The following is a 25,036-nucleotide window of genomic DNA, read 5'->3' as shown; positions in this document are numbered from 1 at the left end:
CGCCCGGCTCCCGCACCCTCCACCCTAATCGTCAACGGTGTCAGTAGGGCAGGGCGGCCGGTCCGTCAGGGCCTGTCCCGGACACGACCGTGACCTGTCCGTCGCTCCCAAGTGACCTCACTGCTCCGCAGAGTGAGCTCGGGGGAGTCCCCGAGGCCGGTGGACGGCCCGGTGGGCCTCAGTCCATCCGCCGTGCGGCGCCCAGGAGTCCGGACTCCGCGTCCGTGGCCTGCGTCTTCACCAGCTGCCGGTCGCGTGGCGTGCACCACAGCGTCACGCCGTCCGCGAGCGTCGACAACGTTTCCGTCTCCGTGTGCGGAAGGCCCATGATCCGGCCGATCTGTTCCGCTTCGTCCGGAGACACCCGTTGCACCCCGACCAGGGCGGACTTCTCCATCAACCTCGGTGCGACGGGGCTCACATGAGGAAGCAGCGTCAGTACCGACTGCCAGGGCGCGGGCGCGACCCTGCCGCGCGGCGGCCGCGTCCCGCAGTCCCGCACCACGACCACCGGACCGCCCGCCGACGCGCCCAGCGGCGGAACCCGGCCCACGTCGTGCACGGTCACCCACGGCGGCCCGTCGTCGTCCGCGACGGCCCGCGTCAACGGCGCCCAGGCCGCCGCGCGGCCCGTCTCCACGGCCACCCGCGTCCCGGCTCCGATCGCGCGCAGCGCGAGGACCTGGGCCGTCCACAGGCCGCCGACGAGCGTGATGTCGTACGGGGACGGCCGGTTGAGGCCCAGGACCGCCGGCTCGCCGCCCGGGTCGACCCCGACGACCACCCCGTCGTCGCCCAACGGCAGCGCCAGCGCGTCCCATCCGTCCACCGGCACGGCATGCCGACCGTGCCGCGGCCCGACCAGCCCGCGCCCGAAGAGTCCCGCGAATCCGGCACTGCGCGCCCAGCGAGCCATCAGCGCGCACCGCCCAGCGGCAGCGTCGCCAGCACCCCGGGGACCTGCTCGCGGTCCAGCCGTACGAGTCCGACCCGTACCCCGCGTGCCGCGCGCTCCAGTTCGCGCCGGACCGTGACCAACTGCGCGTCGCTCCGTCCGGTGACCCGTACGTGCCCGGTCACCGTCGCCTCCCGGCGGTCGTCGGCGCCGCTCAGCGTCAGGCTGAACGTCGTCGCCGTCGCGGGCAGCGAGGTGAGCAGCGCGACCAGGCGCGGCATCGCCGCCGCGTCCCGTCCGCCGCCCAACTGCGGCCAGCGGCCCACCCAGTACGTGGTGTGCAGACTGTCGTCGCACCGCCAGGTCCGCGCCGTCTCGCGGGTTCGCGGGGCCCGCGCCCGCCCCTGCACCGGCTGCGCCAGCGCACGTGGATCGGCACCGGTCGAGGTCGCGAGCGCCGCGGTCAACTCCCGCTCGCTCAGCACCGTCGCCCGCAACCCGGCCTGCGCCCCGGCCAGCCGGCTCGCCAGACGGTCGGCCGCACGCACCACGCAGCGCTGCGCCCCCAGCAGCCCGCCGCCGCGCGCGGCGACAGCCTCCGGGCACAGCTCCGGGTCGAGCTTCAGCGCGATCCAGGTGATCCGTACCGCCGGCGCCCCCGTCCGGGCGTGCAGCGACGCGTAGTTGCGGGCGGCCGGCGACCGGTCCGGCAGATGCGGCGCCGGAGCCGGCTGCGTGTGCTGCACGATCTGCGCCGACTCCAGCCGGATCCCGTCCGCGGCCAGGGCCTCCAGCACCGGACCGACCGGCAGCGCGTACGCCGCCGGGTTCGGCCGCAGCGCCGTACCTTCCGACTCGACCCGTACGACCGCGGTCAGGAACGTGCCGTCGCCGATCAGCCCCACCGGCCGCCGGTCGCGCGCACAGTCGCCCGTGTGCTCCCCGAACGCGTACGTCCGCAGCGCCGGATCGCACTCCACGACCGGCGCGAGCCCCGGATCGGTGCCCGCGGGAACGGCCGCCGTCGCCGCCCGCCGGGTCCGGGCCCGCAGCGCGAGGACCGTCGCCAGCCACTCCGGCAGCGCGCGCCGCCGCCTGCGCGCCACCGCGAGCAGCACGAGCACCCCGGCGAACACCGCCGCGGGGACGACCAGCAGAGGCTCCACCGCCCAGGCCGCGAGCAGCAACGCCGCGGCCACCTCGATCAGGACGAGCTGTTGCAATCGGAACGATCCACCGTGCCCGGCACGCACTGCGGGACGCAACGCGACGGAGCCACGAACAGGGTCCGCCGAAGGCGCGGCAGCCGCACCGCCGAGCGCCCCGGAGGGCGCCGCCGCGAGCGGAACCGTGCCCCCGGCAGACCGCGCCTGCGCCACGGAAGCCATGCCGAACCCCCCGATTTCGTCCCGATCACCGCTGCCCGTCAGGGCTTTGGCGGCCTGGTCACCGTACCCGCCCCGCACACCCCGCCGGTCAGAGGGCATAGTAGGGGCCCGGCCGCGCCAGGCGCGGTCCGCGCGGACGGCACGGGGAGCAGGGCGCCCCCGGACCTGGCGCCGGACCGGGCGCGGCCCGGCAACGACGGGGGATCGGGGGCCCAATGGCAGCACGGCGGGACGAACTCGGCGCGTACACCTTCGCGAAGAGGCGCACCGTGGCGGCGTTCCTCCGCCCGTCCCCCTCGGGCACGGACGACGGCGCGCCCGCACCACTGCGCGCCGTCGTGCCGAGCATCGTCGCCGGCGCGCTGCTGCTCGCCGGGTTCGGCGCGTGGGGCATGCTCCAGCCGAAGGCCCCGAAGGGCTGGGACACCCCCGGCACGAGAGTCGTCGTCGGCAAGCAGTCCACCACCCGGTACGTCGTCCTCACCACGGGCGAGGGCAAGGACCGCAGGACCCTCCTCCACCCCGTCCTCAACCTCGCGTCCGCCCGGCTGCTGCTCGACCCGAGCGCCTTCGACGTCGTCCAGGTCGACGACGAGGTGCTCGACGCGGGCCGCCCGCCGCGCGGCCCCATCCTCGGCATCCCGTACGCCCCCGACCGGCTGCCCACCGAGGACGAGGCGGGCCGCGCCAAGCGCTGGGCCGTGTGCGCCCAGCCCGGCGGCAGCGCGACGGCGAGCGTGCAGAAGGCCGCGTTCGTCCTCGCCGAGCGGGACTTCCCGCGCACCGAGGGACGGGGACGGAAGCTGGCCGCCGGCGAGGTCCTGTACGTCAAGGGCCAGAAGGGCGCGCTGCGTTACCTCGTCGATGCCACCGGAACGAAGTACCAGGTGCGCGGCGCACCCGCCGAGTCCGCGCACCTCGCCACCGTGCTCGTCGGCGTGAACCGGGAGCCGCAGTCCGTCACCGACGACTGGCTCGCCACCCTGCACACCGGCAGCCCGGTCGACTTCCCGGTCCTGCCCGGCCGGGTCGGCGCGCCCGCCGGCATCGGCGGCGGCCTCAGTGAGACGGAGGACCGCGTCGGCATGGTCCTCAGGGCGGGCACCGGCGCCGGCCCGCAGCACTACGTCGTCCTGCCCGGAAAGGTCCAGCCGGTCAGCGACTTCACCGCCTGGCTGCTGGTCCACTCCCCGCAGACCCAGGCGCTCGACATGGACGGCCGGCCCACCGAGGTCGGCTCCGCCGACTTCCCGCCCGACACCACGGCCTTCGGAACCGAGCACCGCTGGCCCGTCGGAAGGGTCCGCCAGGTCAACGGCACGGACGGCGAAGGCGCCCGCGACACCGTCTGCAGCGTCCTGCGCGCTGTCGACGGCAAGGGCCGTACGACGCTGTCCACCTGGGCCGGCACGGAGTACCCGGCCGAGATCGCGGCGGGCGGACCCGGGACGTACGTCACCCCCGGCAGCGGCCTGCTCTACACCCAGGTACGGAGCGGCGGTACGGGCTCCGACGGTTCCCTCTTCCTGGTGACGGACACGGGACTGAGGTACGCGGTACGGACGAACGGCGAGGGGCAGGCGGGGGAGATCCGCTCCGAGGCCCGGATCCGCCTCGGATACGGAGACGTCACCCCGGCACTCGTCCCGGCCGCCTGGTCCGACTTCCTCTCCAAGGGCCCGCGCCTGGACACGGACGGCGCACGCCGTCCGCAGGGATCATGACGATGGGCGGGGCGTCGCGCGAAGCGGCGGTCACGTGTCTCCTCACCCTCCTCCTCACCGGCCACGGCACGCAGAACGTGCCGACCACGCTCGCCGGCAACGGCGAGTGCCGATTCCCGGGGAAGCAGACGGAGGGGACCCCCTGGCCGCTCCAGCGCATCCTGCTCGACGAGCTGTGGCAGGACACGAAGGGCGCGGGGGTACGGGTCGCGGTCATCGACTCGGGCGTCGACGACGCCAACCCGCAACTGAGTGACGCGGTGGACGCGGCGGCCGGCCGGGACTTCGTCGGTACGACGGACGGCACGGTGGACGAGGCCGGCCACGGCACCAAGGTCGCCGGCATCATCGCCGCCCGGCCCCGCGCGGGCACCGGGTTCGTCGGGCTCGCCCCCGAGGCCGTGATCATCCCGATCCGGCAGACCGACGGCAGGACCAGCGGCGCGACCGACGCGATGGCCGAGGCGATCGACCACGCCGTCGCCGCGGACGCGCGCGTCGTCAACATCTCGCAGGACACCTCCCGGCCGCTGACCCCGGACTCCCCGCTGGGCCGGGCGGTGGCGCGGGCGATCGCCGCGGACGTCGTCGTGGTCGCCTCGGCGGGCAACGACGGCAAGGACGGCCGGCGCAAGAACACCTACCCCGCCGCGTTCCCCGGCGTCCTCGCCGTCGCCGCGTCCGACCGCAACGACGAACGTGCCCCGTTCTCCCAGTCCGGCGGCTTCGTGGGCGTCGCGGCTCCGGGCGTCGACGTCGTCTCCACGGTCCCCGGCGGCGGCCAGTGCGTCGACAGCGGTACGAGCTTCTCCGCCCCGTACGTCACCGGGATCGCGGCGCTGCTGCGCGCCAAGTACCCGACGTGGAAGGCGTCGGAGGTCGTCGACCGCATCCGGCGGACTGCGGTCCGGGCGACGGACGGCCGGGACGACGAACTGGGCTGGGGCGTCGCGGACCCGGTGCGGGCGCTGGAGGGTACGGAGGGGGAGGCACGGCGCACCGCACCCGGGTCTGCGCGCCCCGACCCGGCCCCGCTGTCGGCGTCGGAGACCCGACGGGACCGCGACGCGAGGGTGGCCACCTACGCGGTCGCGGCGGGCGGGCTGCTGGTCGCCCTCGTCGCCGGAACCTGCACGGTCCTCCGCGACGGCCGGCGACTGCGGTGCGGCGGACGCATGCGCTGAACTGGCTACAGTGGCCGCCTGATTCGCAGGTGTGACGAGGGGGACCACTGTGGGGAACCGGTTGGACGTCGGAGCCGTGACGCTCCAGAGCTTCCGAACGCGCGTCGAACAGCTGCTCAGTGACCTGGACCGCTCCCCGGCGGCCCACCGCCACCTCGCCGACAGCCGGGTCGGCGCGGACGCGTACGGCGAGGGCTTCGCGGCAGCGACGGAACTCCACGCGTCGTACGCCCGGATCCGCGCGCGCCTGGAGGCCCTGTCCCGCACGTTCGGCGACACGATCGAGTCCATGGGCATCGCGATCCACCTCGCGGACCGGGGCTACGCCGATGTCGACGAGGACCTGAAACGCCGCTTCGCGGAGCTCCAGCGCAGGGCGAGGGCACAGTACGCGATCGGCGAGCCGGCCGCGCCGTCGACGGCCACGTCGACAGTCGCCACCGGCGGCTTCAGCTAGCAAGGAGGCGCGGTTCCGGATGCCCGAACAATTCGACGGAAAGCCGCTGGACGCGTTGTACGCGATGATCGCCTTCGCTCGTCCGGGTGAACTCACCGCCAGGGGCGAGGCGCTGGCGAAGGCGGTCCCCGAGCTCCAGAAGATCGCGAAGGATCTCCGCCACTACATCGGCCGCGTGCAGTGGGACGGCGCGGCGGGGGACGCGTTCCGCGTCTGGGGCGCGGACATGGTCGCCCAGACGCTCCGCCTGGGCGACTACACGAACACCGCCGCGACGGAACTGACCCGAGCCGGCCAGGCCCTCAGAGAAGCGAAGACCGCCCTCCCGAAACCGACCGGCACGTGCTTCGAGGACCCGACGAAGGAAGCCGCGAGGGTAGCCGCGGAAACGGGCCCGAAGCTCCAGGAGGCCATCCACCAGATGGAGCGGTTGTCTTCGTACTACGAGGTGGCGAAGGAGCGGTTGGACGCGGCGAAGGAACCCAGGTTCCGGCCGATTGACAACAGTGGCTTTGACGACATGGAACGTCCATACGCCACGGCGGGCCGTGACGCACCAGCTCTATCCGCAGCGGCGCTACCGGTGCCACCGGCGGCGCCGTCCCGGGGCCCGCTGGGCCCCGGTGACGCTTCTTTGCGGCTGCCAGCGGATCACCTGCCGGTGGGCAGTCGTCCGGATCAGGCAAAGATGACGCTGGACAGCGTGTCTGGAGCGCAGGGACGGGAGTCCACGCACCTTGTCGCGCAGCCCACCGCACATTCGCCATCAGTCCTCGAAGAGGACCGTTGGGTGACTTCTCCGCTGACGACGCAGGTTCCTGGCAGGTCATCTCCGGAACCTCGTAGCGGACTGCGGCCTGGAATCGCCAGTGGCAGCTCGGCATCTGGCGCTGCGGGTGTAAGCGCGACCCGACCGCGTTCCTTCCCAGGCTTGGTCATCGGTCCTGAGCCGGTCCCCCGAGGGCGCAGTGTTGTTCCTCAGCCTGGGGGCCCCGAGTCCGCGGTCCGCCGTGAGCTGCCAAACCAGGCCGGAAGGCTCGGTAGTTCCGGGCGAGCCGCGAACCCCGTTGGTGGTCCGGGGTTTGTACCGGCAGCGATGGCCCCGCCGAATCTGGTGGAGCGTCGGTCGTCCACTGGTCGACCGGCATATCTCTCAGAGGACGAGGAGACATGGACTTCGGGTCAGCGCAACGTAATGCCGCCAGTCATCGACTAGGAGCCCACCTTGAAGCGTTGTCTCGGTTGGTTGCTCGCAGCTGCGGCGCTGATCGTTCCAGCACCTGTGGTGCAGGCCGATGGCGTGGGTACGAGGCAGTGGTACCTCGGCGCGATGCAGTCGGACGAGCTCTGGAGCGTTTCCACAGGACGGGGTATCACGATTGCCGTTCTCGACACCGGAGTGGACTCGACGGTGCCTGAGCTGCGCGGCAAGGTCCTCCCCGGCCGCAACGTCTATGACGGGCAAGGGCCAGGCCGTACAGGCGACGGAGACACTGAGCGCCACGGCACCAACATGTCCTTGGCCATCGCTGGTAGCGGAGCCGAGAAGGGGGTCAACGGAATTTCCCCCGGCGCGACAATCCTGCCGGTGAAGGTGGGTGACAAGCACGGCTTCGGCACCGTCAGACCCACCGCCATAGGTATCCGATACGCCGTCGACCACGGGGCCCGAATCATCAACATCTCCATGGGCGGCCCCGCCCGCACTACCGACCGCCCCCAATGGCGCGCCGCCGTCAACTACGCCCTACAACGCGGCGCCCTCATCTTCGCCGGTGCCGGCAACGACGGCACCGGTGATCCTCAGTACCCCGCCGCCATCCCCGGCGTCGTCGCCGTCGGCGCGCTCGAGCCCGACGGCACGCACGCCTCCTTCTCCAACCACGGCGACCACCTCGCCCTCGCCGCCCCCGGCGTCGACATGCCCGGGCGGTGTTCCGCCGACAAGACGAAGTACTGCGCGTTCGACGGGACGAGTCACGCCACCGCCATCGCGTCCGCCTCCGCCGCGCTGATCTGGTCCGCTCACCCGGACTGGACCGGCAATCAGGTGCTGCGCGTCATGCTGCAGACCGCCGGGCACGACGGGCCCGTGCCGAGCAGGTACATCGGGTACGGCTCCGTCCGCCCCGCCCAGGTCCTCCTGGAGGGCAAGGGTGACCCGGGCGACCCCGACGTCCACCCCCTGCTCGCCGCCGCCCAGGCGACCGCCCCGTCCCCGGCACCACAGCGAACCGCCGGCGCCCCGGAGCCCGCCCCGGAGCCCGCTCCGGCCCCGCCCCGAACGACCTGGCGCATGCCCGCCATCGTCGTCGCCACCGCCCTCCTCCTCGCCGCCCTCACCACTCTCGCCGTCCTCCGACGGCGCCGCGCCCACCCCCCGACCCCCAGGAGCACCACATGACCACCCCCACCGGCGGGTTCGGACTCGCCGACGATCCCGTCGTCCAGGCGAAGAACAAGATCATGGAGACCGGTCAGGCCGTGACCCGTCAGGCCCGGGAGCTCGCCGACATCCTGGAGACCTGCGGGGCCGGCTGGACCGGTGTCGGGGCCGCCGGGTTCAAGCAGGCGCAGACGCGGCTGAACGAGGACCACGACATGATCCGCCGGCTCCTCGGCGTACTCCTCCACGCCGTCGGTGAGACGAAGAACCTCAGCAACGCGAACGACGAAGACGTCCGCCGCGCCTTCGCCTCCGCCAACACCGGCGCCCCGACGGGCCCCGCACCCCACTCCGCCCTGAACAGCATCTGACCCCGAGGAGCGCGCACGCATGTCCGGCATCGATCAGAACACCAAGGTCCAGTACGCCAGCGTCCAGGTGATGGCCGACCGCATCCGCGCCGTCTCGCGGAACATCGTCCAGGACATCGAGGAGATGGACACCGCCCTCAGGGTCGTCACCGGCACCTGGGACGGCGAGGCCCACCGCGAGTACGAGCTGCTGCAACGCAGGTACAAGAAGCGCGCGGAGGACATGAAGTCCCGGCTGGAGTCGGTGGCCCGGATCGTCGAGCAGGGCAAGGACAGTTACCGCTCCACGGACGTGAAGGCGTCGCGCCTCTTCACCGAGGCGTTCTGAGGGAAGGCCGAGAAGGAAGAGGGGGAGGGGCCCACCCGGGCCCCTCCCCCTCCAAGCTCTCCCCCTACCCTCGACCCCCTACCGAAGGTCGAACTCCCCGTCCTTCGCGCCGAGCACGAACGCCGTCCACTCCGCCTCCGTGTACCGCAGGACCGTCTCCGGGTCCAGCGAGGACCGCATCGCGACCGCCCCGCCCGGCAGGTACGCGATCTCCACACGCTCCTCGTCCGGGCTCGTGCCCGGCGCCCCGTGCCACTCCACGCCGCTGATGTCCAGTGCGTACAGCTCGTCCTTCTCCTGCTGGGTGCCCATCCGGCGCAGTCTCCTTTGTGCGTGGCGTTGCCGTGCTCTGCGTCGATTATCCGCAGCGGGCGACCTCGTGGGCCGAGGTCGCCCGGAACTCACCCCTGAGAGGGTCCCGACCTCTAGGATCCCGCTTCAACGCACCGGGACCCAGCCCGTCTGCACCAGCGACGCCCCACCCCGCCGCGGCACGAAGAACCCCCGGCCCGGCGGCATCGGACGCGACCGTACGCCGCCCAGCAGCTCGCCCTCCGACGGGTCGCCGGACAACAGCACGCCCTGCGCGCCGAGTTCCGTCATCCGCTGCAGGAACGGCTCGTACAGCGCGCGCGACGCGCCCGCCGTGCCGCGCGCGACGACGAAGCGGACGCCCGCGTCGCGCGCGAACGGCAGGTACTCGGCGAGCCCGGCCGGCGGACCGCCCGCGCTCGTCGCCACCAGGTCGTAGTCGTCGACGAGGACGAACACCTGCGGGCCGGTCCACCAGCTCCGGTCCCGCAGTTGTTGCGGGGTGACGTCCGCCGGAGGACGGCGGCGCTCGAAGACCCCCGCCAGGGCCTCCATGTGCGTCCGCATCGCGTCCGCGGTCGGCGCGTACTCCAGCAGGTGGCTCTCCGGCACCTCGCCGAGCAGGGTGCGCCGGTAGTCCCCGAGGACGATCACCGCCTCCTCGGGGGTGTACCGCTCGGTGATGCGCTGCGCGATCAGCCGCAGCAGGTTCGTACGCCCCGACTCGCCGTCCCCGAGGACCAGGAGGAATGGGTCGGCGTCGAAGTCGACGAACACCGGCTCCAGGGCGGCCTCGTCGATGCCGATCGCGATGCCCCGGCCCGGGAACTCGAAGCCCTTCGGGAGTCGGTCGGCGGGCAGCCGGTGCGGGAGCAGCCGTACGACCGGCGCGCCCGGCCCGGACCAGCCGTCCCGTACGGCCGCCACCAGCGCGGCCGCCGCCTCCGCCGGACCGACCTCGTCCTGATCGCCCGCCGTCCGCGGCACCGCCGCCATGAAGTGGAGCTTCTCCGGCACCTGGCCCCGCCCCGGCACTCCCGCCGGGACGTTCTCCGCCACCCTGCGGTCGAACTCCGAGTCCATCGCGTCGCCGAGCCGCAGTTCCAGCCGGTTCAGCAGCTGGTCCTTGATCCCCGCCCGGACCTCCATGTAGCGCGCGGCCGTGAGCACGACGTGGACGCCGTACCCGAGCCCCCGCGCCGCCAGGTCGGCGACGACCTGCTCCAGGCCCTCGTACTCGTTCCTGAACCCGCCCCAGCCGTCGACGATCAGGAACACGTCGCCGAAGGAGTCGTCGGGCAGCGAGGTGCCGTCGGCACGCTGCCGCCGGTACGTGGCCATCGAGTCGATCCCGTGGGCGCGGAAGCACTCCTCGCGCCGGTTCAGGACGCCCACCACCTCGGCGATCGTCCGCCGTACCCGCTCCGGGTCGAGCCGGGACGCCACCCCACCGACGTGCGGCAGGTCCGCGAGCGCCGCCAGCCCGCCACCGCCGAAGTCCAGTGCGTAGAACTGCACTTCACGCGGAGTGTGGGTGAGCGCGAACGACGTGACCAGCGTGCGCATCAGCGTCGACTTGCCGGACTGCGGGCCGCCGACCACCAGCATGTGGCCGGCCGCCCCGGAGAAGTCCCGGTACAGCACCTCGCGGCGCTGCTCGAAGGGCTTGTCGATCAGCCCGAGCGGCACGGTCAGTCCGCCCGGACGGGTGTACCGCGTCGCCGTCAGGCCACGGTCCTCCGTCCGCGCGATGCCCGGCAGCATCTGGTCCAGCGTCGGCGCGCGGTCGAGCGGCGGCAACCAGACCTGATGCGCCGGTACGCCCTGCCCCTCCAGGCCGCGGACGAGCACGTCGAGGACGGTGTCCGCGAACGCGTCGTCCACGTCGTCCGGTGCTCCCGCGGATCCGAGATACGCGCTCGCGCTCGGGTCCCCGTACGTGACCGGCCCCGTGACCGGCACCGTCACCGGCCCCGCCGTGAACAGCGCCGGCGCGACCGCTCCCGCGCCCTCCGGGACCGTACCCCCGCCGCTCCGCGAACCCGCCCCGTACGGCCCCGACACGTACGCCGCCTTGAACCGCACCATCTCGTCCGTGCCGAACTTCAGGTAGCCCGACCCCGGCACCGACGGCAGGTGGTACGCGTCGGGGACGCCGAGCGCCGTGCGCGACTCCGCCGTCGAGAAGGTCCGCAGTCCGATCCGGTACGACAGGTACGTGTCCAGGCCGCGCAGCCGGCCCTCCTCCACGCGCTGGGAGGCCAGCAACAGGTGGACGCCCAGCGAGCGTCCGATCCGGCCGATCTGGATGAACATGTCGATGAACTCGGGCTTGGCGCTGAGCAGTTCTGAGAACTCGTCGATCACGAGCACCAGCGAGGCCAGCGGTTCCAGCGCGGCGCCCGCCGCCCGGGCGCGTTCGTAGTCGTGGATGTTGGCGTAGTTGCCCGCCGCGCGCAGCAGTTCCTGCCGCCGCTGGAGTTCGCCGCGGATCGCGTCGCCCATCCGGTCGACCAGCGTCAGGTCGTCGGCGAGGTTGGTGATGACGGCGGCGACGTGCGGCAGCCGGGCCATGCCCGCGAAGGTCGCACCGCCCTTGAAGTCCGCGAGGACGAAGTTCAGGGTCTCGGACGGGTGTGTCACGGCGAGCCCGAGCACCAGAGTGCGCAGCAGCTCCGACTTGCCCGAGCCGGTCGCGCCGACGCACAGGCCGTGCGGGCCCATGCCGTCCTGCGCCGACTCCTTCAGGTCCAGCATCACCGGCTGCCCGTTCTCGCCGACGCCGATCGGCACCCGCAGCCGCTCCGCCGCCGGTCGCGGCCGCCGGGACCGGGCCGCCACGTCGGCGCCCGCCGCGTCGCCGAGGCCCAGGAGTTCCGTGAAGTCGAGGTCGGCGAGGAGGGGTTCGTCGTCGTCCCCGCCGCCGGTGCGCAGCGGGGCCAGTCGGCGGGCCAGCGCCTCGGCGGCGGGCAGCGTGATCCCGTCCGGCACGCCCTCGTACGCGACTCCGGCACCGGAGTCGAGGCGCAGCCGGCCCGGCCACACCTCCACCGCGAGCCCGCCGGGGCGGGTCTCCACCGCGTGCCCGCCGAGCCACGAGGCCGCGCCACCGAGCGGCGAGGCCGCCCCGGCGCCCCGCGCCGCCGGCTCGCCGATCCCGCCCAGGGTCACCACGGTCACGCCCTGCAGCCCCTCCGGGGCCGCGAAGAGTGACTCCTGCGGAACGACCGCCCCGTCGAGCACGACCACCACATGCGGGCGGTCGAGGACCGGCTGCGCGTCCCGGCCGAACCGGGGGCGCCCGTCGAGCCGGCCGACGGACCGCAGCACCTCCTCCACCTCCGCGAGGTCGTCGCCGAACAGCCGCCGCGTGCCCGCCCCGTCGAGGCGGTCCGGCGCCTGCGCGTGCGGCAGCCACTTGACCCAGTCCCAGCGTGCTGCCGCGCCGCGCGCCGCCACCACCGCGATCACCAGGTCGTCGGGGGAGTGCAGCGTCACCAGCTGGCACACCAGCGCCCGCGCCGCCGCCCGCGCCGACTCCGGCTCGCCCGTGACGGACAGCCGTGAGAAGGAGCGCAGCGCGACCGCCACCGGCAGTCCGTCCAACGCGCCGTGCACCGCGAGGAACTGGCGCATCGCGCCCGCGCACAGCGGCTCCAGGTCGTCCACCGGCGCGGTGTCCGGGGCGACCAGCGGCGTCGCGAGCCGTTGCGCGCCCAGACCGATCCGTACCTGCCCGAAGTCCGCGTCGCCCACGCGCCGTTCCCAGAGCCGTGAGCCCTCGGCGACCACCGCCCACAGGTGGTCGGGCGCGGGGTGCAGATACAACTGGGCGTCGCGCTGCCGCTGTGCGGTGAGACGTACCGTCCTGCGGATCCGCGCCAGGTACGCGAGGTAGTCCCGCCGTGCCTCGGCGAGCGGTCCGCCGCTCGCGCCGTTGCGGTGCCGCACGACCTGTGCGACCGCCATCGCGAGCGTCGACGCGACCATCAGTACGCCCATGATCCGCATGAACGGATGGGCGCCCGGCAGGAAGAAGAAGACCGCCGACGAGCCCATGCCGAGCATCGGCAGCAGCTGCATCAGCAACGATTCGCGTTCGCCGCGCGGGAGTTCCGGCGGCGACTCCAGGACCAGCTCCCCGCCGGGGATTTCGGGCGGCAGAGCCCTCGGCGGGCGTTTGACGACGATCTGGCTCACCGGAGCATCAATCCCTCGTGCATCCCTGTGCGTCCCCCGTGCCTGGTGTGCGGACATCACCGCACCGCGCGAGACGGTGATCCTACTGGCCGGGCCGCGCGCAAGGGGCCGGTAGGGTGACGCGCGCAGCGTGCGCGACCGCGAATCAGCGCGAACCAGGGGGCCAGAGACGTGAGTAGGACCACGCCGACGGGGAACTCGACCGCGCCGTCCGGGGGCTCGACCGCGCCGCCCGGGAACTGGACCGCGCCGACGGGGAGCCCGGCCGCCGCGACCGGCTTCAGCCGCGTCACCGTGGTGGCACCGGACTGCCGCATCGACGTCGCGCTCCCGCAGGACGTCGCCGCCGCCGACGTGTACCCGGAGATCCTCCGCCTCACCGGCCGCCCCCAGCCCCCGGGCACCCCGACCGGCTACCACCTGTTCCGGCTCGACGGCACCGTCCTCGACGGCGCGCGCACCCTCGCCGAGCAGCGGGTCCTCGACGGCGAGCTGCTCACGCTCCGTCCCTTCGCGCAGTCCCTGCCGCCCGCCGTCTTCGACGACGTCGCCGACGCCGTCGCGTCCGCCGTCACCCGCGACCGCCGGCTGTGGAACGGCGAGCTGCTGCGCGCCGCAGGGCTGGGGGCGGGCGTGCTGATGCTGGCGCTGCTCGGCCTCGTCCTCTGGTACGCCGAGCCGGTCCGCCACGACATGCACGGCCTGCCGGGCATCGTCGCGGGCGTCCTCGGCGTGCTCCTGACCGCCGTCGCCGCCGTCCGCGCCCGGGTCTACGAGGACCGCGGCTCCGCCGTCGCCGTCGGGCTCGGCGCGCTGCCGCTGCTGATGATCGCCGGGTCGGGGATCGTCGCGCCGCACGCGGGGGAGGGACCCGGCCGGCTGCAGTTCCTGCTGGGCTGCGTGACCGTCCTCGTCGCGTCCGTCGTCCTGGTGGCGCTGCTGCCGGGCGGGGACGCCCCCTTCGTCGCGGCCGTCCTGCTCGCCGCGACCGGCACCCTGGCCTCCTTCGCCGTGATCCTCACCGGCGCCGCCGCCACCGCGGCGGCGGCGGTCTGCGCCCCGGCCGCGATCGGCCTCGTCGCCTTCCTCCCGGCCCTCTCCACCCGCTTCGCCCGCCTCCCCATCGGCTACACGTCCCCCCGCGCCGCCACACCCCCGTACGGAGACCCCGGCGCGCCCACCCACCCGCACGGCGCCCCCGTGGACGCCGAGCGCATCGCCGCCCGGGCCCGCCGCGGCCACGAACTGCTGCTCGGCCTCGTCGGCGGCTGCGCCGCCACGGTCACCGGCTCGGCGGCGGTCCTCAGCCTCACCGGCGGCCCGGACGCGGTCTGGCCCCGCCTCCTCACCCTCGCCGCCGGCCTGGCGCTGCTGCTGCGCGCCCGCCTCTTCCGCTACACCGCGCAGGTCGCCTGCGTCCTCGCGGCCGGCCTCGGCGCCCTCGCCCTGCTGATCCTCGGCCTGGCCCTTGACCTGCCCGCGCACCAGCCGGAGATCCGCACGATCTGGCTGAGCGCCGCCGTCGCCGCCGGCGCCGCCCTGATCACCGCGATCGCCCTGATCGTCCCCGCCAGGGGCGTCTCCCCCCTCTGGGCCCGCCTCACCGACCTCACCGAGAGCACCACCCTCCTCACCCTCGTCCCCCTCACCCTGGCCACCCTCGACCTCTACGAATCCGCCCGCTCCCTCACCTCCTGAGTGGATCCCCCGGCTTCTGCCACCGGTCCCGGCCAGGCCCCGCGGGCCGCTCGCCGCCCATGGGCTGGTACGCTGTGTGACGGCCGTTTGTGTACGCGCTCCCGGAAAACCCCTCGAAGGGCTCACGCTCTCGGAGGGATCGGGGAGCAGCGCTCATCGTGCCTTCGCCTCCGAGTCACGGAAGCTTCCCCTGAGACCCAGACCAGGGGCACTCGTGGGCGCATCGAACACCAAGAGGAGATCCGCGTGGCTCTCGACGCCGCTGTCAAGAAGCAGATCATGGCCGAGTTCGGCACCAAGGAGGGCGACACCGGCTCCCCCGAGGTCCAGGTCGCGATGCTGTCCCGTCGCATCTCGGACCTGACCGAGCACCTCAAGCAGCACAAGCACGACCACCACTCCCGCCGTGGTCTGCTGATCCTGGTCGGCCAGCGCCGCCGCCTGCTGCAGTACCTGGCCAAGAAGGACATCCAGCGCTTCCGTACGCTGGTCGACCGCCTCGGCATCCGTCGCGGTGCGGCCGGCGGCGCGAAGTAAGTCGCCGTGAAGGGAGCGGTTCCCACTTTTAGGGGGCCGCTCCCTTTGCTGTACGTGCGCAAAGTGCCGACCGGCAATTAGTCTGGTCACACAACGCCACATCCCCGCGCGAGAAGCAGCCGGCACGACGCCGGTCCTCGGTAGTGGCCCCCGGACCCTCATCCCCGGGTGCTTCGATCGAAGACCGGCCCGCCACCAAGAGCGCTTCTCCCGCACCGTTCCGGGCCACACGGGCCCGTGGACGAAAAGACGCAGAGACGAAACGTAGGAGAAACCGCTAGTGGAGAACGAGACCCACTACGCCGAGGCCGTGATCGACAACGGCACCTTCGGCACCCGCACCATCCGCTTCGAGACGGGCCGCCTGGCCAAGCAGGCCGCCGGCTCCGCCGTGGCGTACCTGGACGACGACACCATGGTGCTGTCGGCCACCACCGCCTCGAAGAAGCCCAAGGACCAGCTCGACTTCTTCCCCCTGACGGTCGACGTCGAGGAGCGGATGTACGCGGCCGGCAAGATCCCCGGCTCCTTCTTCCGCCGTGAGGGCCGCCCCTCCGAGGACGCGATCCTCACCTGCCGCCTGATCGACCGGCCGCTGCGCCCCTCCTTCAAGAAGGGCCTGCGCAACGAGATCCAGATCGTCGAGACGATCATGGCGCTCAACCCCGATCACCTCTACGACGTGATCGCGATCAACGCCGCCTCCTGCTCCACGCAGCTGGCCGGCCTGCCCTTCTCCGGCCCGATCGGCGGCACCCGTGTCGCCCTGATCAAGGGCCAGTGGGTCGCGTTCCCGACGCACACCGAGCTCGAGGACGCCGTCTTCGACATGGTCGTCGCCGGTCGCGTCCTGGAGGACGGCGACGTCGCGATCATGATGGTCGAGGCCGAGGCCACCGAGAAGACCATCGAGCTCGTCAAGGGCGGCGCCGAGGCGCCGACCGAGGACGTCGTCGCGGCCGGCCTCGAGGCCGCCAAGCCGTTCATCAAGGTCCTCTGCAAGGCCCAGTCGGACCTCGCCGCCAAGGCCGCCAAGCCCGAGGGCGAGTTCCCGGTCTTCCTGGACTACCAGGACGACGTGTACGAGGCCCTCGAGGCCGCCGTCAAGGGCGAGCTCTCCCAGGCGCTGACCATCGCCGGCAAGCAGGAGCGCGAGGCCGAGCTGGACCGCGTCAAGGAGATCGCCGCCGAGAAGCTCCTCCCGGCCTTCGAGGGCCGCGAGAAGGAGATCGGCGCCGCCTACCGGAGCCTGACCAAGGCCCTGGTCCGCGAGCGCGTCATCAAGGACAAGGTCCGCATCGACGGCCGCGGGATCACGGACATCCGTACCCTCGCCGCCGAGGTCGAGGCCATCCCGCGCGTGCACGGCTCCGCCCTGTTCGAGCGTGGCGAGACCCAGATCCTGGGCGTCACCACCCTCAACATGCTCCGCATGGAGCAGCAGCTGGACACCCTCTCCCCGGTGACCCGCAAGCGCTACATGCACAACTACAACTTCCCGCCGTACTCCGTCGGTGAGACCGGCCGCGTGGGCTCGCCCAAGCGCCGCGAGATCGGCCACGGCGCGCTCGCCGAGCGCGCCATCGTGCCGGTCCTGCCGACCCGCGAGGAGTTCCCCTACGCGATCCGCCAGGTGTCCGAGGCTCTCGGCTCCAACGGCTCGACGTCCATGGGCTCGGTCTGCGCCTCCACCATGTCGCTGCTGAACGCCGGTGTGCCGCTCAAGGCCCCCGTCGCCGGTATCGCCATGGGTCTGATCTCCCAGGAGATCGAAGGCCAGACGCACTACGTCGCCCTCACCGACATCCTCGGTGCGGAGGACGCCTTCGGCGACATGGACTTCAAGGTCGCCGGCACCAAGGAGTTCGTGACCGCCCTCCAGCTCGACACCAAGCTGGACGGCATCCCGGCCTCCGTCCTGGCCGCGGCCCTCAAGCAGGCCCGCGACGCCCGCCTCCACATCCTCGACGTGATGATGGAAGCGATCGACACGCCGGACGAGATGTCCCCGAACGCCCCGCGGATCATCACCGTCAAGATCCCCGTGGACAAGATCGGTGAGGTCATCGGCCCCAAGGGCAAGATGATCAACCAGATCCAGGAGGACACCGGCGCCGAGATCACGATCGAGGACGACGGCACCATCTACATCGGTGCCGCCGACGGCCCGGCCGCCGAGGCCGCCCGCGCCACGATCAACGGCATCGCCAACCCGACCATGCCGGAGGTCGGCGAGCGCTACCTGGGCACGGTCGTCAAGACCACGACCTTCGGTGCGTTCGTCTCCCTGCTCCCGGGCAAGGACGGCCTGCTGCACATCTCGCAGATCCGCAAGCTCGCCGGTGGCAAGCGCGTGGAGAACGTCGAGGACGTGCTCGCGGTCGGCTCCAAGGTCCAGGTCGAGATCGCCGAGATCGACCAGCGCGGCAAGCTGTCCCTGATCCCCGTCATCGCGGACGAGGACGGCGCCGAGGGCGACAAGGACGACACCGACAAGTGACGTCCCGTAGTTCCGTGACGACGGCCCGCCCCTCTTCGGAGGGGCGGGCCGTCGCCCGTACCCAAACACTCCTCAAGGGCAGGGACGGCATCGGCACCGTCCGCCGCACCACCCTGCCCGGCGGCCTCCGGATCGTCACCGAGACCCTGCCGTCCGTACGCTCCGCCACCTTCGGCATCTGGGCGCACGTCGGCTCGCGCGACGAGACGCCGGCCCTGAACGGCGCCACGCACTACCTGGAGCACCTCCTCTTCAAGGGCACCGCGAAGCGGTCCGCCCTGGACATCTCCTCCGCGATCGACGCGGTCGGCGGCGAGATGAACGCCTTCACGGCGAAGGAGTACACCTGCTACTACGCGCGGGTCCTCGACACCGACCTGCCGCTGGCGATCGACATCGTCTGCGACATGCTCACCGGCTCGCTGATCCTCCAGGAGGACGTGGACGCCGAGCGCGGCGTCATCCTCGAGGAGATCGCGATGACCGAGGACGACCCGGGCGACGTGGTCCACGACCTTTTCGCGAAGACGATGTTCGGCGACACCCCGCTGGGCCGCCCCGTCCTGGGCACCGTCGACACCATCGAGGCCCTCGACCGCGGCCGGATCGCCCGCTTCTACAAGAAGCACTACGACCCGACCCACCTGGTGGTCGCCGCCGCCGGCAACGTCGACCACGCCACGGTCGTCCGTCAGGTCCGCCGCGCCTTCGAGAAGGCCGGCGCCCTGACCCGTACGGACGCGGTGCCGGTCGCCCCGCGCGACGGACACCGCACCCTGCGCACGGCGGGCCGCGTCGAGCACCTGAGCCGCCGCACCGAGCAGGCGCACGTCGTCCTCGGCATGCCGGGCCTGGCCCGCACCGACGAGCGCCGCTGGGCGCTCGGCGTGCTGAACACCGCCCTCGGCGGCGGTATGTCCTCCCGCCTCTTCCAGGAGGTCCGGGAGAAGCGCGGACTGGCGTACAGCGTGTACTCGTACACCTCCGGCTTCGCCGACTGCGGCCTGTTCGGCGTGTACGCGGGCTGCCGCCCCAACCAGATCCACGACGTGCTCGGGATCTGCCGGGAGGAACTCGACAAGGTCGCCCACGAGGGCCTGACGGACGAGGAGATCACCCGGGCGATCGGCCAGCTCTCCGGCTCCACGGTCCTCGGCCTGGAGGACACCGGCGCGCTGATGAACCGCATCGGCAAGAGTGAGCTGTGCTGGGGCACCCAGATGTCCGTGGACGACATGCTCGCCCGGATAGCCGCCGTGACCCCGGACGACGTGAAGGCGGTGGCGGCCGACATCCTGGGACAGCGTCCCTCGCTGGCGGTCATAGGCCCGCTGAAGGACAAGCAGGCGGCACGCCTGCACGAATCGGTCTCGTAGGAACGAAGAGAGTCGGAGCGATGAGCAAGCTGCGCGTGGCGGTACTCGGAGCCAAGGGCCGTATCGGCTCGGAGGCGGTACGGGCCGTCGAGGCCGCCGAGGACATGGAACTGGTCGCGGCCCTGGGCCGGGGCGACAAGCTGGAGACCCTCACGGAGACGGGTGCCCAGGTCGTCGTCGAACTGACCACCCCGGCCTCCGTGATGGAGAACCTCGACTTCTGCGTGGGCCACGGCATCCACGCGGTCGTCGGCACCACCGGCTGGACCGAGGAGCGCCTCGCGCAGCTGAACTCCTGGCTCGCCGCCTCCCCGGAGACCGGCGTCCTGATCGCTCCGAACTTCTCCATCGGCGCGGTCCTGACCATGAAGTTCGCGCAGATCGCGGCCCCGTACTTCGAGTCCGTCGAGGTCGTCGAGCTGCACCACCCGAACAAGGTGGACGCCCCCTCCGGCACCGCCACCCGCACCGCCCAGCTGATCGCCGCGGCCCGTGCCGAGGCCGGCCTGGGCGCCCAGCCGGACGCCACCGCGACCGCCCTGGACGGCGCGCGCGGCGCGGACGTCGACGGCGTCCCGGTGCACGCGGTACGCCTCCGGGGCCTGCTGGCCCACCAGGAGGTGCTGCTCGGCGGCGAGGGCGAGACGCTGACGATCCGTCACGACTCGCTGCACCACAGCAGCTTCATGCCGGGCATCCTGCTCGGCGCGCGCCGTGTGGTCACGACTCCGGGCCTCACCTTCGGCCTGGAACACTTCCTGGACCTGGGCTGAGGCGGCAGAAGGCCATGGGCGGAAAGATCACGTACTTCTTCCTCGCCACCGTGCTGGTGCTCGTCTTCGGCGTGGTGGCGATGGAGGGCGTACTGCTCCTGCTGACGGGCGAGCCGGCGGCGATGGGCATGGGCGCGGTCGCGTTCCTGCTGCCCGGCGTCGGCGGCTGGTTCCTGTACCAGAACACCCGGTTCGCGCGGCGCGCGAACCGGCTGGCGGCGGAGCTGGAGGCCGAGGGCGGCCTGCCGGCCGACGAGCTGACCCGTACGCCGGGCGGCCGGATCGACCGGGACTCCGCCGACGAGGTGTTCGCGCGCCGCAAGGCCGAGACCGAGGACACCCCGGACGACTGGCGCTGCTGGTTCCGCCTCGCGGTCGCCTACCACGACGCCCGCGACACCCCGAGGGCCCGCAAGGCGATGCAACGCGCGATCACCTTGCACGGGGGCGGCACGGCGTAAGGGGCGCCGCCCGTCCGGCGGAGCGCTAGCGCGTTTGCGCGTACTCCGCGTTCCACGCCTCGACCGTGTCGGCCGCACGGTCGAACGCCTCCGTGCGGGCGAGGAAGTCGGCACTGTGGTCGGTGAGCAGCGGGAGCTGCTCACCGTCCTGTCGTACGAGAACGAGCGCCTGGCCCTGCACCGTGCGGGGCAGTCCCAGCCAGCGCACCGGCTGCTGCACGGTGCGCAGCCCGGCCACCTTGTGCCAGGGCAGCGTGGTGGTCGAGAGCAGCCGCACCTGGCGCAGCCCGTCGCGGCTCACCCACGTGCCCATCCGCAGCATGCGCAGCGCGCCGGCGATGATCAGCGCGGCCATTCCGAGGCAGACGCCCGCGCCGGGCAGTGCCCCCGCGAAGGCGATGATCATCGCCGCGAGGAGCACGAACGACGCCAGCAGCAGCGCGACCGCCGCGGCACCGACGCGCCAGGGGCCGGGCCGGTAGGGCCGACGCCAGGTGTCGTGGTCGTCGAAGGGCAGCGCGACGTCGTCGTCGGTATCGAAAGCGCGGTCGGCCGTCAGGAAGGGCAGGGGCACGACAGGTCCTCACTCACACGCACGCTCGTTGGGGCTGTGACCGGTGAGGCTACCTCAGCGGTCCTCGGAAGCCTCGGACTGTGCCTGACGGGCGGGGGAGTGGCTGGTCTCCAGGGCCGGCATGCCGAAGAGCAACGAGCCGACGAGACCGGCCACGACGGTCAGCCCGATGAGCGTACGACCCACGAGCTGCGAGGCGTTGAGGCGCTCCCGGGGCGGCGGAGTGACGTTACTGCGGAAGCTGTCCGCCTCTGCCACGAAAGCGAACGGGACGGCCTCACGCCGGCTGAACATCTGGGACCACTCTCCTCGAAAGACGCATGGGAACGCGCTGTTACCGGTACAGACGGGCGGAAGCGCGGTGCGGTGCCCCATTTTGCCGAATTGGCCGAAGAAAGTTTGCCGCCTGGCCGAGGACGGCTCACCGGACATGAGTGTCAGCGGCTCCCCGTAGAGTGGGCGCCGCCCCGAGCGAAGCAATCTGGAAGGACCCGCCGGTGACCGACACCCCCGCCGAAGATCTCAAGCCCAGCTTCCGCAGCGATGTGACCGTCGAGCTCGTGAAGCACAGCGCCGCCGACTCCGACGTGCTGTGGGCGGCCCGGGTCTCCACGGCCGGCGAGCAGTCCCTGGACGAGCTGAGCAAGGACCCGGAGCGGTCCAAGGGGCTGATCAACTACCTGATGCGGGACCGCCACGGCAGCCCCTTCGAGCACAACTCGATGACGTTCTTCATCAGCGCTCCGATCTTCGTGTTCCGCGAGTTCATGCGACACCGCGTGGGCTGGTCCTACAACGAGGAATCGGGCCGCTACAGGGAGCTGGAGCCGGTCTTCTACGTGCCCGACGCGGAGCGCAAGCTGGTCCAGGAGGGCCGTCCGGGCAAGTACGTCTTCGTCGAGGGCACCCAGGCGCAGCAGGAGCTGACCGGCCGCGTCATGGAGGACTCGTACGTCCGGGCCTACGAGGCGTACCAGGAGATGCTGGCGGCCGGCGTCGCCCGCGAGGTGGCCCGCTCGGTCCTCCCGGTCGGCCTGTTCTCGTCGATGTACGCCACCTGCAACGCGCGCTCGCTGATGCACTTCCTCGGCCTGCGCACCCAGCACGAACTGGCCAAGGTGCCGTCCTTCCCGCAGCGGGAGATCGAGATGGTCGGCGAGAAGATGGAGCAGCACTGGGCCGAGCTCATGCCGCTCACGTACGCCGCCTTCAACAAGAACGGCCGTGTGGCCCCGTAAGGCACAGATGTGCGACCTGTCACGCGAAGTGTCCGGATTGCGACGTTTCACGAAGTTCATCTAGGCTGATCAAACGGACCCGGCACTGCTTGAACCCCCGAGCAGGCAGTGCCGGGCTCCCCTTCACACGTCCCCCGAGGGGACACCGGGCGCTGAGCAGCGAGTAGCGTGTTACCCATGGCTCCGATCTCCACTCCGCAGACCCCCTTCGGGCGGGTCCTCACCGCCATGGTCACGCCGTTCACGGCTGACGGCGCACTCGACCTCGACGGTGCCCAGCGACTCGCCACCCATCTGGTCGACGCCGGCAACGACGGTCTCGTCGTCAACGGCACCACCGGCGAGTCCCCGACCACCACCGACGCGGAGAAATCGCAGCTGGTACGCGCTGTCCTGGAGGCCGTCGGCGACCGTGCCCACGTCGTCGCCGGCATCGGTACCAACGACACGCACCACAGCATCGAGCTGGCCCGCACGGCCGAGCGTGACGGCGCGCACGGCCTGCTCGCCGTCACGCCGTACTACAACAAGCCCCCGCAGGAGGGCCTGTACCGGCACTTCTCGGCCATCGCCGACGCCACCGAGCTGCCCGTGATGCTCTACGACATCCCCGGCCGCAGCGGCGTCCCGATCGACACCGAGACGCTCGTCCGGCTCGCCGAGCACCCGCGGATCGTGGCCAACAAGGACGCCAAGGGCGACCTCGGCCGCGCCAGCTGGGCCATCGCCCGCAGCGGACTCGCCTGGTACTCCGGCGACGACATGCTCAACCTGCCGCTGCTCTCCGTGGGCGCGGTCGGCTTCGTCTCGGTCGTCGGCCACCTGGTCAGTCCGGAACTGCGCGCCCTGCTCGACGCCCACCTGAACGGCGACGTCCAGAAGGCCACCGAGATCCACCAGAAGCTGCTTCCGGTGTACACGGGCATGTTCCGCACCCAGGGCGTCATGACCACGAAGGCCGCCCTCGCCCTCCAGGGCCTCCCGGCGGGCCCCCTGCGCCTGCCGCTCGTCGAGCTGTCTCCCGAGGAGACCGCCCAGCTGAAGATCGATCTCGCCGCCGGCGGGGTACAGCTCTGACAACAGACTTCACAACTGAATAGACGATCTTCGGATCACGACAGACAACAGCAAGTGCACGAATGTCACGCGCGCCACGTGCCCGAGCGGTACGTGGCGCGTGTGGTGAGGAGAGTCTTTTGAGTCATCCGCATCCTGAACTCGGCGCCCCGCCGAAGCTTCCCAAGAACGGTCTGCGCGTCACGCCGCTCGGCGGGCTCGGCGAGATCGGCCGGAACATGACGGTCTTCGAATTCGACGGCCGCATCCTGATCGTCGACTGCGGCGTCCTCTTCCCCGAAGAGGAGCAGCCCGGCGTCGACCTGATCCTGCCGGACTTCACCACCCTCCGGGACCGCCTGGACGACGTCGAGGGCATCGTCCTCACGCACGGCCACGAGGACCACATCGGCGGCGTCCCGTACCTGCTCCGGCTCAAGCCGGACATCCCGCTGATCGGTTCCAAGCTGACCCTGGCCCTCATCGAGGCCAAGCTCCAGGAGCACCGCATCCGCCCCTACACCCTCGAGGTGGCCGAGGGGCAGCGCGAGCAGCTCGGACCGTTCGACTGCGAGTTCATCGCGGTCAACCACTCCATCCCGGACGCCCTGGCGGTCGCCATCCGCACCCCCGCGGGCACGGCCGTCGCCACCGGCGACTTCAAGATGGACCAGCTCCCGCTGGACGGCCGCCTCACGGACCTGCACGCGTTCGCGCGGCTGAGCGAGGAAGGCATCGACCTCCTCCTCTCGGACTCGACGAACGCCGAGGTGCCGGGTTTCGTCCCGCCGGAGAAGGACATCTCGAACGTCCTGCGCACGGTCTTCGCGAACGCCCAGAAGCGGATCATCGTGGCCAGCTTCGCCAGCCACGTGCACCGCATCCAGCAGATCCTCGACGCCGCCCACGAGTACGGCCGCAGGGTCGCCTTCGTCGGCCGGTCGATGGTCCGCAACATGGGCATCGCCCGTGACCTGGGCTACCTGCGGGTCCCCGCCGGCCTCGTCGTCGACGTCAAGACGCTCGACGACCTGCCGGACGACGAGGTCGTGCTCGTCTGCACGGGCTCCCAGGGCGAGCCCATGGCGGCCCTGTCCCGCATGGCCAACCGCGACCACCAGATCCGGATCGTCCCCGGTGACACGGTGATCCTGGCGTCGTCCCTGATCCCGGGCAACGAGAACGCGGTCTACCGCGTGATCAACGGCCTGAGCCGCTGGGGCGCCAACGTGGTCCACAAGGGCAACGCCAAGGTGCACGTCTCGGGCCACGCCTCGGCCGGCGAGCTGCTGTACTTCTACAACATCTGCCGCCCGAAGAACCTCATGCCGGTCCACGGCGAATGGCGCCACCTGCGTGCCAACGCCGAGCTCGGCGCGCTGACGGGGATCCCCAAGGACCACATCGTCATTGCCGAGGACGGCGTGGTCGTCGACCTGGTCGACGGCAAGGCCCGCATCGTCGGCAAGGTCCAGGCCGGTTACGTGTACGTCGACGGCCTCTCGGTCGGCGACGTCACCGAGTCCTCCCTGAAGGACCGCCGCATCCTCGGTGAGGAGGGCATCATCTCGGCCTTCG

22 protein-coding genes (1 of these 22 cut by a window edge) are annotated in these 25,036 nt (G+C 72.0%); 16 read left to right on the top strand and 6 right to left on the bottom strand.

Annotation, left to right across the window (positions count from 1 at the left end; translation table 11 throughout):
• Positions 1-178: 178 nt before the first annotated feature.
• Both R2D22_RS10235 and eccE read right to left on the bottom strand, forming a co-directional pair.
• Positions 179-916, bottom strand: coding sequence for a hypothetical protein (locus tag R2D22_RS10235; RefSeq protein WP_318102781.1), 738 nt, complete (start codon positions 914-916; stop codon positions 179-181).
• A complete protein-coding gene (gene eccE, locus R2D22_RS10230) occupies positions 916-2,283 on the bottom strand; it encodes a type VII secretion protein EccE (RefSeq protein ID WP_318102780.1) in 1,368 nt (455 codons plus the stop codon). The genes R2D22_RS10235 and eccE overlap by 1 nt, the downstream gene beginning before the upstream one ends.
• 215 nt (positions 2,284-2,498) lie before the next feature.
• Between eccE and eccB the strand changes: the two genes are divergently transcribed.
• The 7 genes from eccB to R2D22_RS10195 all read left to right on the top strand — a co-directional run bounded on the left by eccB (position 2,499) and on the right by R2D22_RS10195 (position 8,733).
• Positions 2,499-4,007, top strand: coding sequence for a type VII secretion protein EccB (gene eccB / locus R2D22_RS10225; RefSeq protein ID WP_318102779.1), 1,509 nt, complete (start codon positions 2,499-2,501; stop codon positions 4,005-4,007).
• A 2-nt stretch (positions 4,008-4,009) separates the two neighbouring features.
• Positions 4,010-5,191, top strand: coding sequence for a type VII secretion-associated serine protease mycosin (gene mycP, locus R2D22_RS10220; RefSeq protein ID WP_411977000.1), 1,182 nt, complete (start codon positions 4,010-4,012; stop codon positions 5,189-5,191).
• Positions 5,192-5,267: 76 nt separating this feature from the next.
• Positions 5,268-5,648 carry a hypothetical protein gene (locus R2D22_RS10215; RefSeq protein WP_318102777.1) on the top strand — a complete coding sequence of 127 codons (381 nt, stop codon included), beginning with the start codon at positions 5,268-5,270 and terminating at the stop codon, positions 5,646-5,648.
• Between the two features lie 19 nt (positions 5,649-5,667).
• Positions 5,668-6,864 carry a hypothetical protein gene (locus R2D22_RS10210; protein WP_318102776.1) on the top strand — a complete coding sequence of 399 codons (1,197 nt, stop codon included), beginning with the start codon at positions 5,668-5,670 and terminating at the stop codon, positions 6,862-6,864.
• Positions 6,865-6,978: 114 nt separating this feature from the next.
• The gene (locus tag R2D22_RS10205; RefSeq protein WP_318109676.1) at positions 6,979-8,052 is read left to right on the top strand and encodes a S8 family serine peptidase; all 1,074 of its coding nucleotides are present in this window, start codon (positions 6,979-6,981) and stop codon (positions 8,050-8,052) included.
• Entirely contained in the window at positions 8,049-8,405 is a 357-nt protein-coding gene (locus R2D22_RS10200) for a hypothetical protein (RefSeq protein ID WP_318102775.1), read from the top strand. The genes R2D22_RS10205 and R2D22_RS10200 overlap by 4 nt, the downstream gene beginning before the upstream one ends.
• 19 nt (positions 8,406-8,424) lie before the next feature.
• The gene (locus tag R2D22_RS10195) at positions 8,425-8,733 is read left to right on the top strand and encodes a WXG100 family type VII secretion target (protein WP_318102774.1); all 309 of its coding nucleotides are present in this window, start codon (positions 8,425-8,427) and stop codon (positions 8,731-8,733) included.
• Positions 8,734-8,811: 78 nt separating this feature from the next.
• On the opposite strand, the gene R2D22_RS10190 is transcribed toward R2D22_RS10195, so the two are convergent.
• Entirely contained in the window at positions 8,812-9,045 is a 234-nt protein-coding gene (locus R2D22_RS10190; RefSeq protein WP_318102773.1) for a DUF397 domain-containing protein, read from the bottom strand.
• A gap of 126 nt (positions 9,046-9,171) precedes the next feature.
• The gene (gene eccCa / locus R2D22_RS10185; protein WP_318102772.1) at positions 9,172-13,245 is read right to left on the bottom strand and encodes a type VII secretion protein EccCa; all 4,074 of its coding nucleotides are present in this window, start codon (positions 13,243-13,245) and stop codon (positions 9,172-9,174) included.
• Positions 13,246-13,416: 171 nt separating this feature from the next.
• Here eccCa and eccD point away from each other — a divergent pair, with 171 nt between their 5' ends.
• The 6 genes from eccD to R2D22_RS10155 all read left to right on the top strand — a co-directional run bounded on the left by eccD (position 13,417) and on the right by R2D22_RS10155 (position 20,590).
• Positions 13,417-14,943: a type VII secretion integral membrane protein EccD gene (gene eccD, locus R2D22_RS10180; RefSeq protein ID WP_411976999.1), complete on the top strand. Its 1,527-nt coding sequence runs from the start codon at positions 13,417-13,419 to the stop codon at positions 14,941-14,943.
• Positions 14,944-15,189: 246 nt separating this feature from the next.
• Positions 15,190-15,480 (top strand): 30S ribosomal protein S15, encoded by a 291-nt coding sequence (gene rpsO / locus R2D22_RS10175; RefSeq protein ID WP_015036567.1) that lies wholly within the window; start codon positions 15,190-15,192, stop codon positions 15,478-15,480.
• A 280-nt stretch (positions 15,481-15,760) separates the two neighbouring features.
• Positions 15,761-17,980, top strand: coding sequence for a polyribonucleotide nucleotidyltransferase (locus tag R2D22_RS10170; RefSeq protein WP_318102771.1), 2,220 nt, complete (start codon positions 15,761-15,763; stop codon positions 17,978-17,980).
• The gene (locus tag R2D22_RS10165) at positions 17,977-19,356 is read left to right on the top strand and encodes a M16 family metallopeptidase (protein WP_318102770.1); all 1,380 of its coding nucleotides are present in this window, start codon (positions 17,977-17,979) and stop codon (positions 19,354-19,356) included. Before R2D22_RS10170 ends, R2D22_RS10165 begins: the two co-directional genes overlap by 4 nt.
• A gap of 20 nt (positions 19,357-19,376) precedes the next feature.
• On the top strand, positions 19,377-20,129 hold the full coding sequence (dapB, locus tag R2D22_RS10160) for a 4-hydroxy-tetrahydrodipicolinate reductase (RefSeq protein ID WP_318102769.1): 753 nt from the start codon (positions 19,377-19,379) through the stop codon (positions 20,127-20,129).
• Positions 20,130-20,143: 14 nt separating this feature from the next.
• Positions 20,144-20,590, top strand: a complete 447-nt coding sequence (locus R2D22_RS10155; RefSeq protein WP_318102768.1) for a hypothetical protein — start codon at positions 20,144-20,146, stop codon at positions 20,588-20,590.
• 25 nt (positions 20,591-20,615) lie between these two features.
• On the opposite strand, the gene R2D22_RS10150 is transcribed toward R2D22_RS10155, so the two are convergent.
• A complete protein-coding gene (locus tag R2D22_RS10150) occupies positions 20,616-21,164 on the bottom strand; it encodes a PH domain-containing protein (RefSeq protein ID WP_318102767.1) in 549 nt (182 codons plus the stop codon).
• A 54-nt stretch (positions 21,165-21,218) separates the two neighbouring features.
• The gene (locus R2D22_RS10145) at positions 21,219-21,458 is read right to left on the bottom strand and encodes a hypothetical protein (protein WP_318102766.1); all 240 of its coding nucleotides are present in this window, start codon (positions 21,456-21,458) and stop codon (positions 21,219-21,221) included.
• A gap of 203 nt (positions 21,459-21,661) precedes the next feature.
• Between R2D22_RS10145 and thyX the strand changes: the two genes are divergently transcribed.
• The 3 genes from thyX to R2D22_RS10130 all read left to right on the top strand — a co-directional run.
• Entirely contained in the window at positions 21,662-22,402 is a 741-nt protein-coding gene (gene thyX, locus R2D22_RS10140) for an FAD-dependent thymidylate synthase (RefSeq protein WP_318102765.1), read from the top strand.
• Between the two features lie 177 nt (positions 22,403-22,579).
• The gene (gene dapA, locus R2D22_RS10135) at positions 22,580-23,479 is read left to right on the top strand and encodes a 4-hydroxy-tetrahydrodipicolinate synthase (RefSeq protein ID WP_318102764.1); all 900 of its coding nucleotides are present in this window, start codon (positions 22,580-22,582) and stop codon (positions 23,477-23,479) included.
• A gap of 119 nt (positions 23,480-23,598) precedes the next feature.
• On the top strand, positions 23,599-25,036 hold the 5' portion of the coding sequence (locus R2D22_RS10130) for a ribonuclease J (RefSeq protein ID WP_318102763.1). 248 nt of this gene lie beyond the right edge of the window; 1,438 of the gene's 1,686 nt are visible here — the first part of the coding sequence; the start codon lies at positions 23,599-23,601; its stop codon lies beyond the right edge, outside the window.

This window comes from Streptomyces sp. HUAS YS2, from assembly GCF_033343995.1.
GTDB classification, from domain to species: domain Bacteria; phylum Actinomycetota; class Actinomycetes; order Streptomycetales; family Streptomycetaceae; genus Streptomyces; species Streptomyces solicathayae.
Note: the sequence above shows the minus strand (reverse complement) of the source record. Positions and strands in the feature narration are given on the sequence as shown.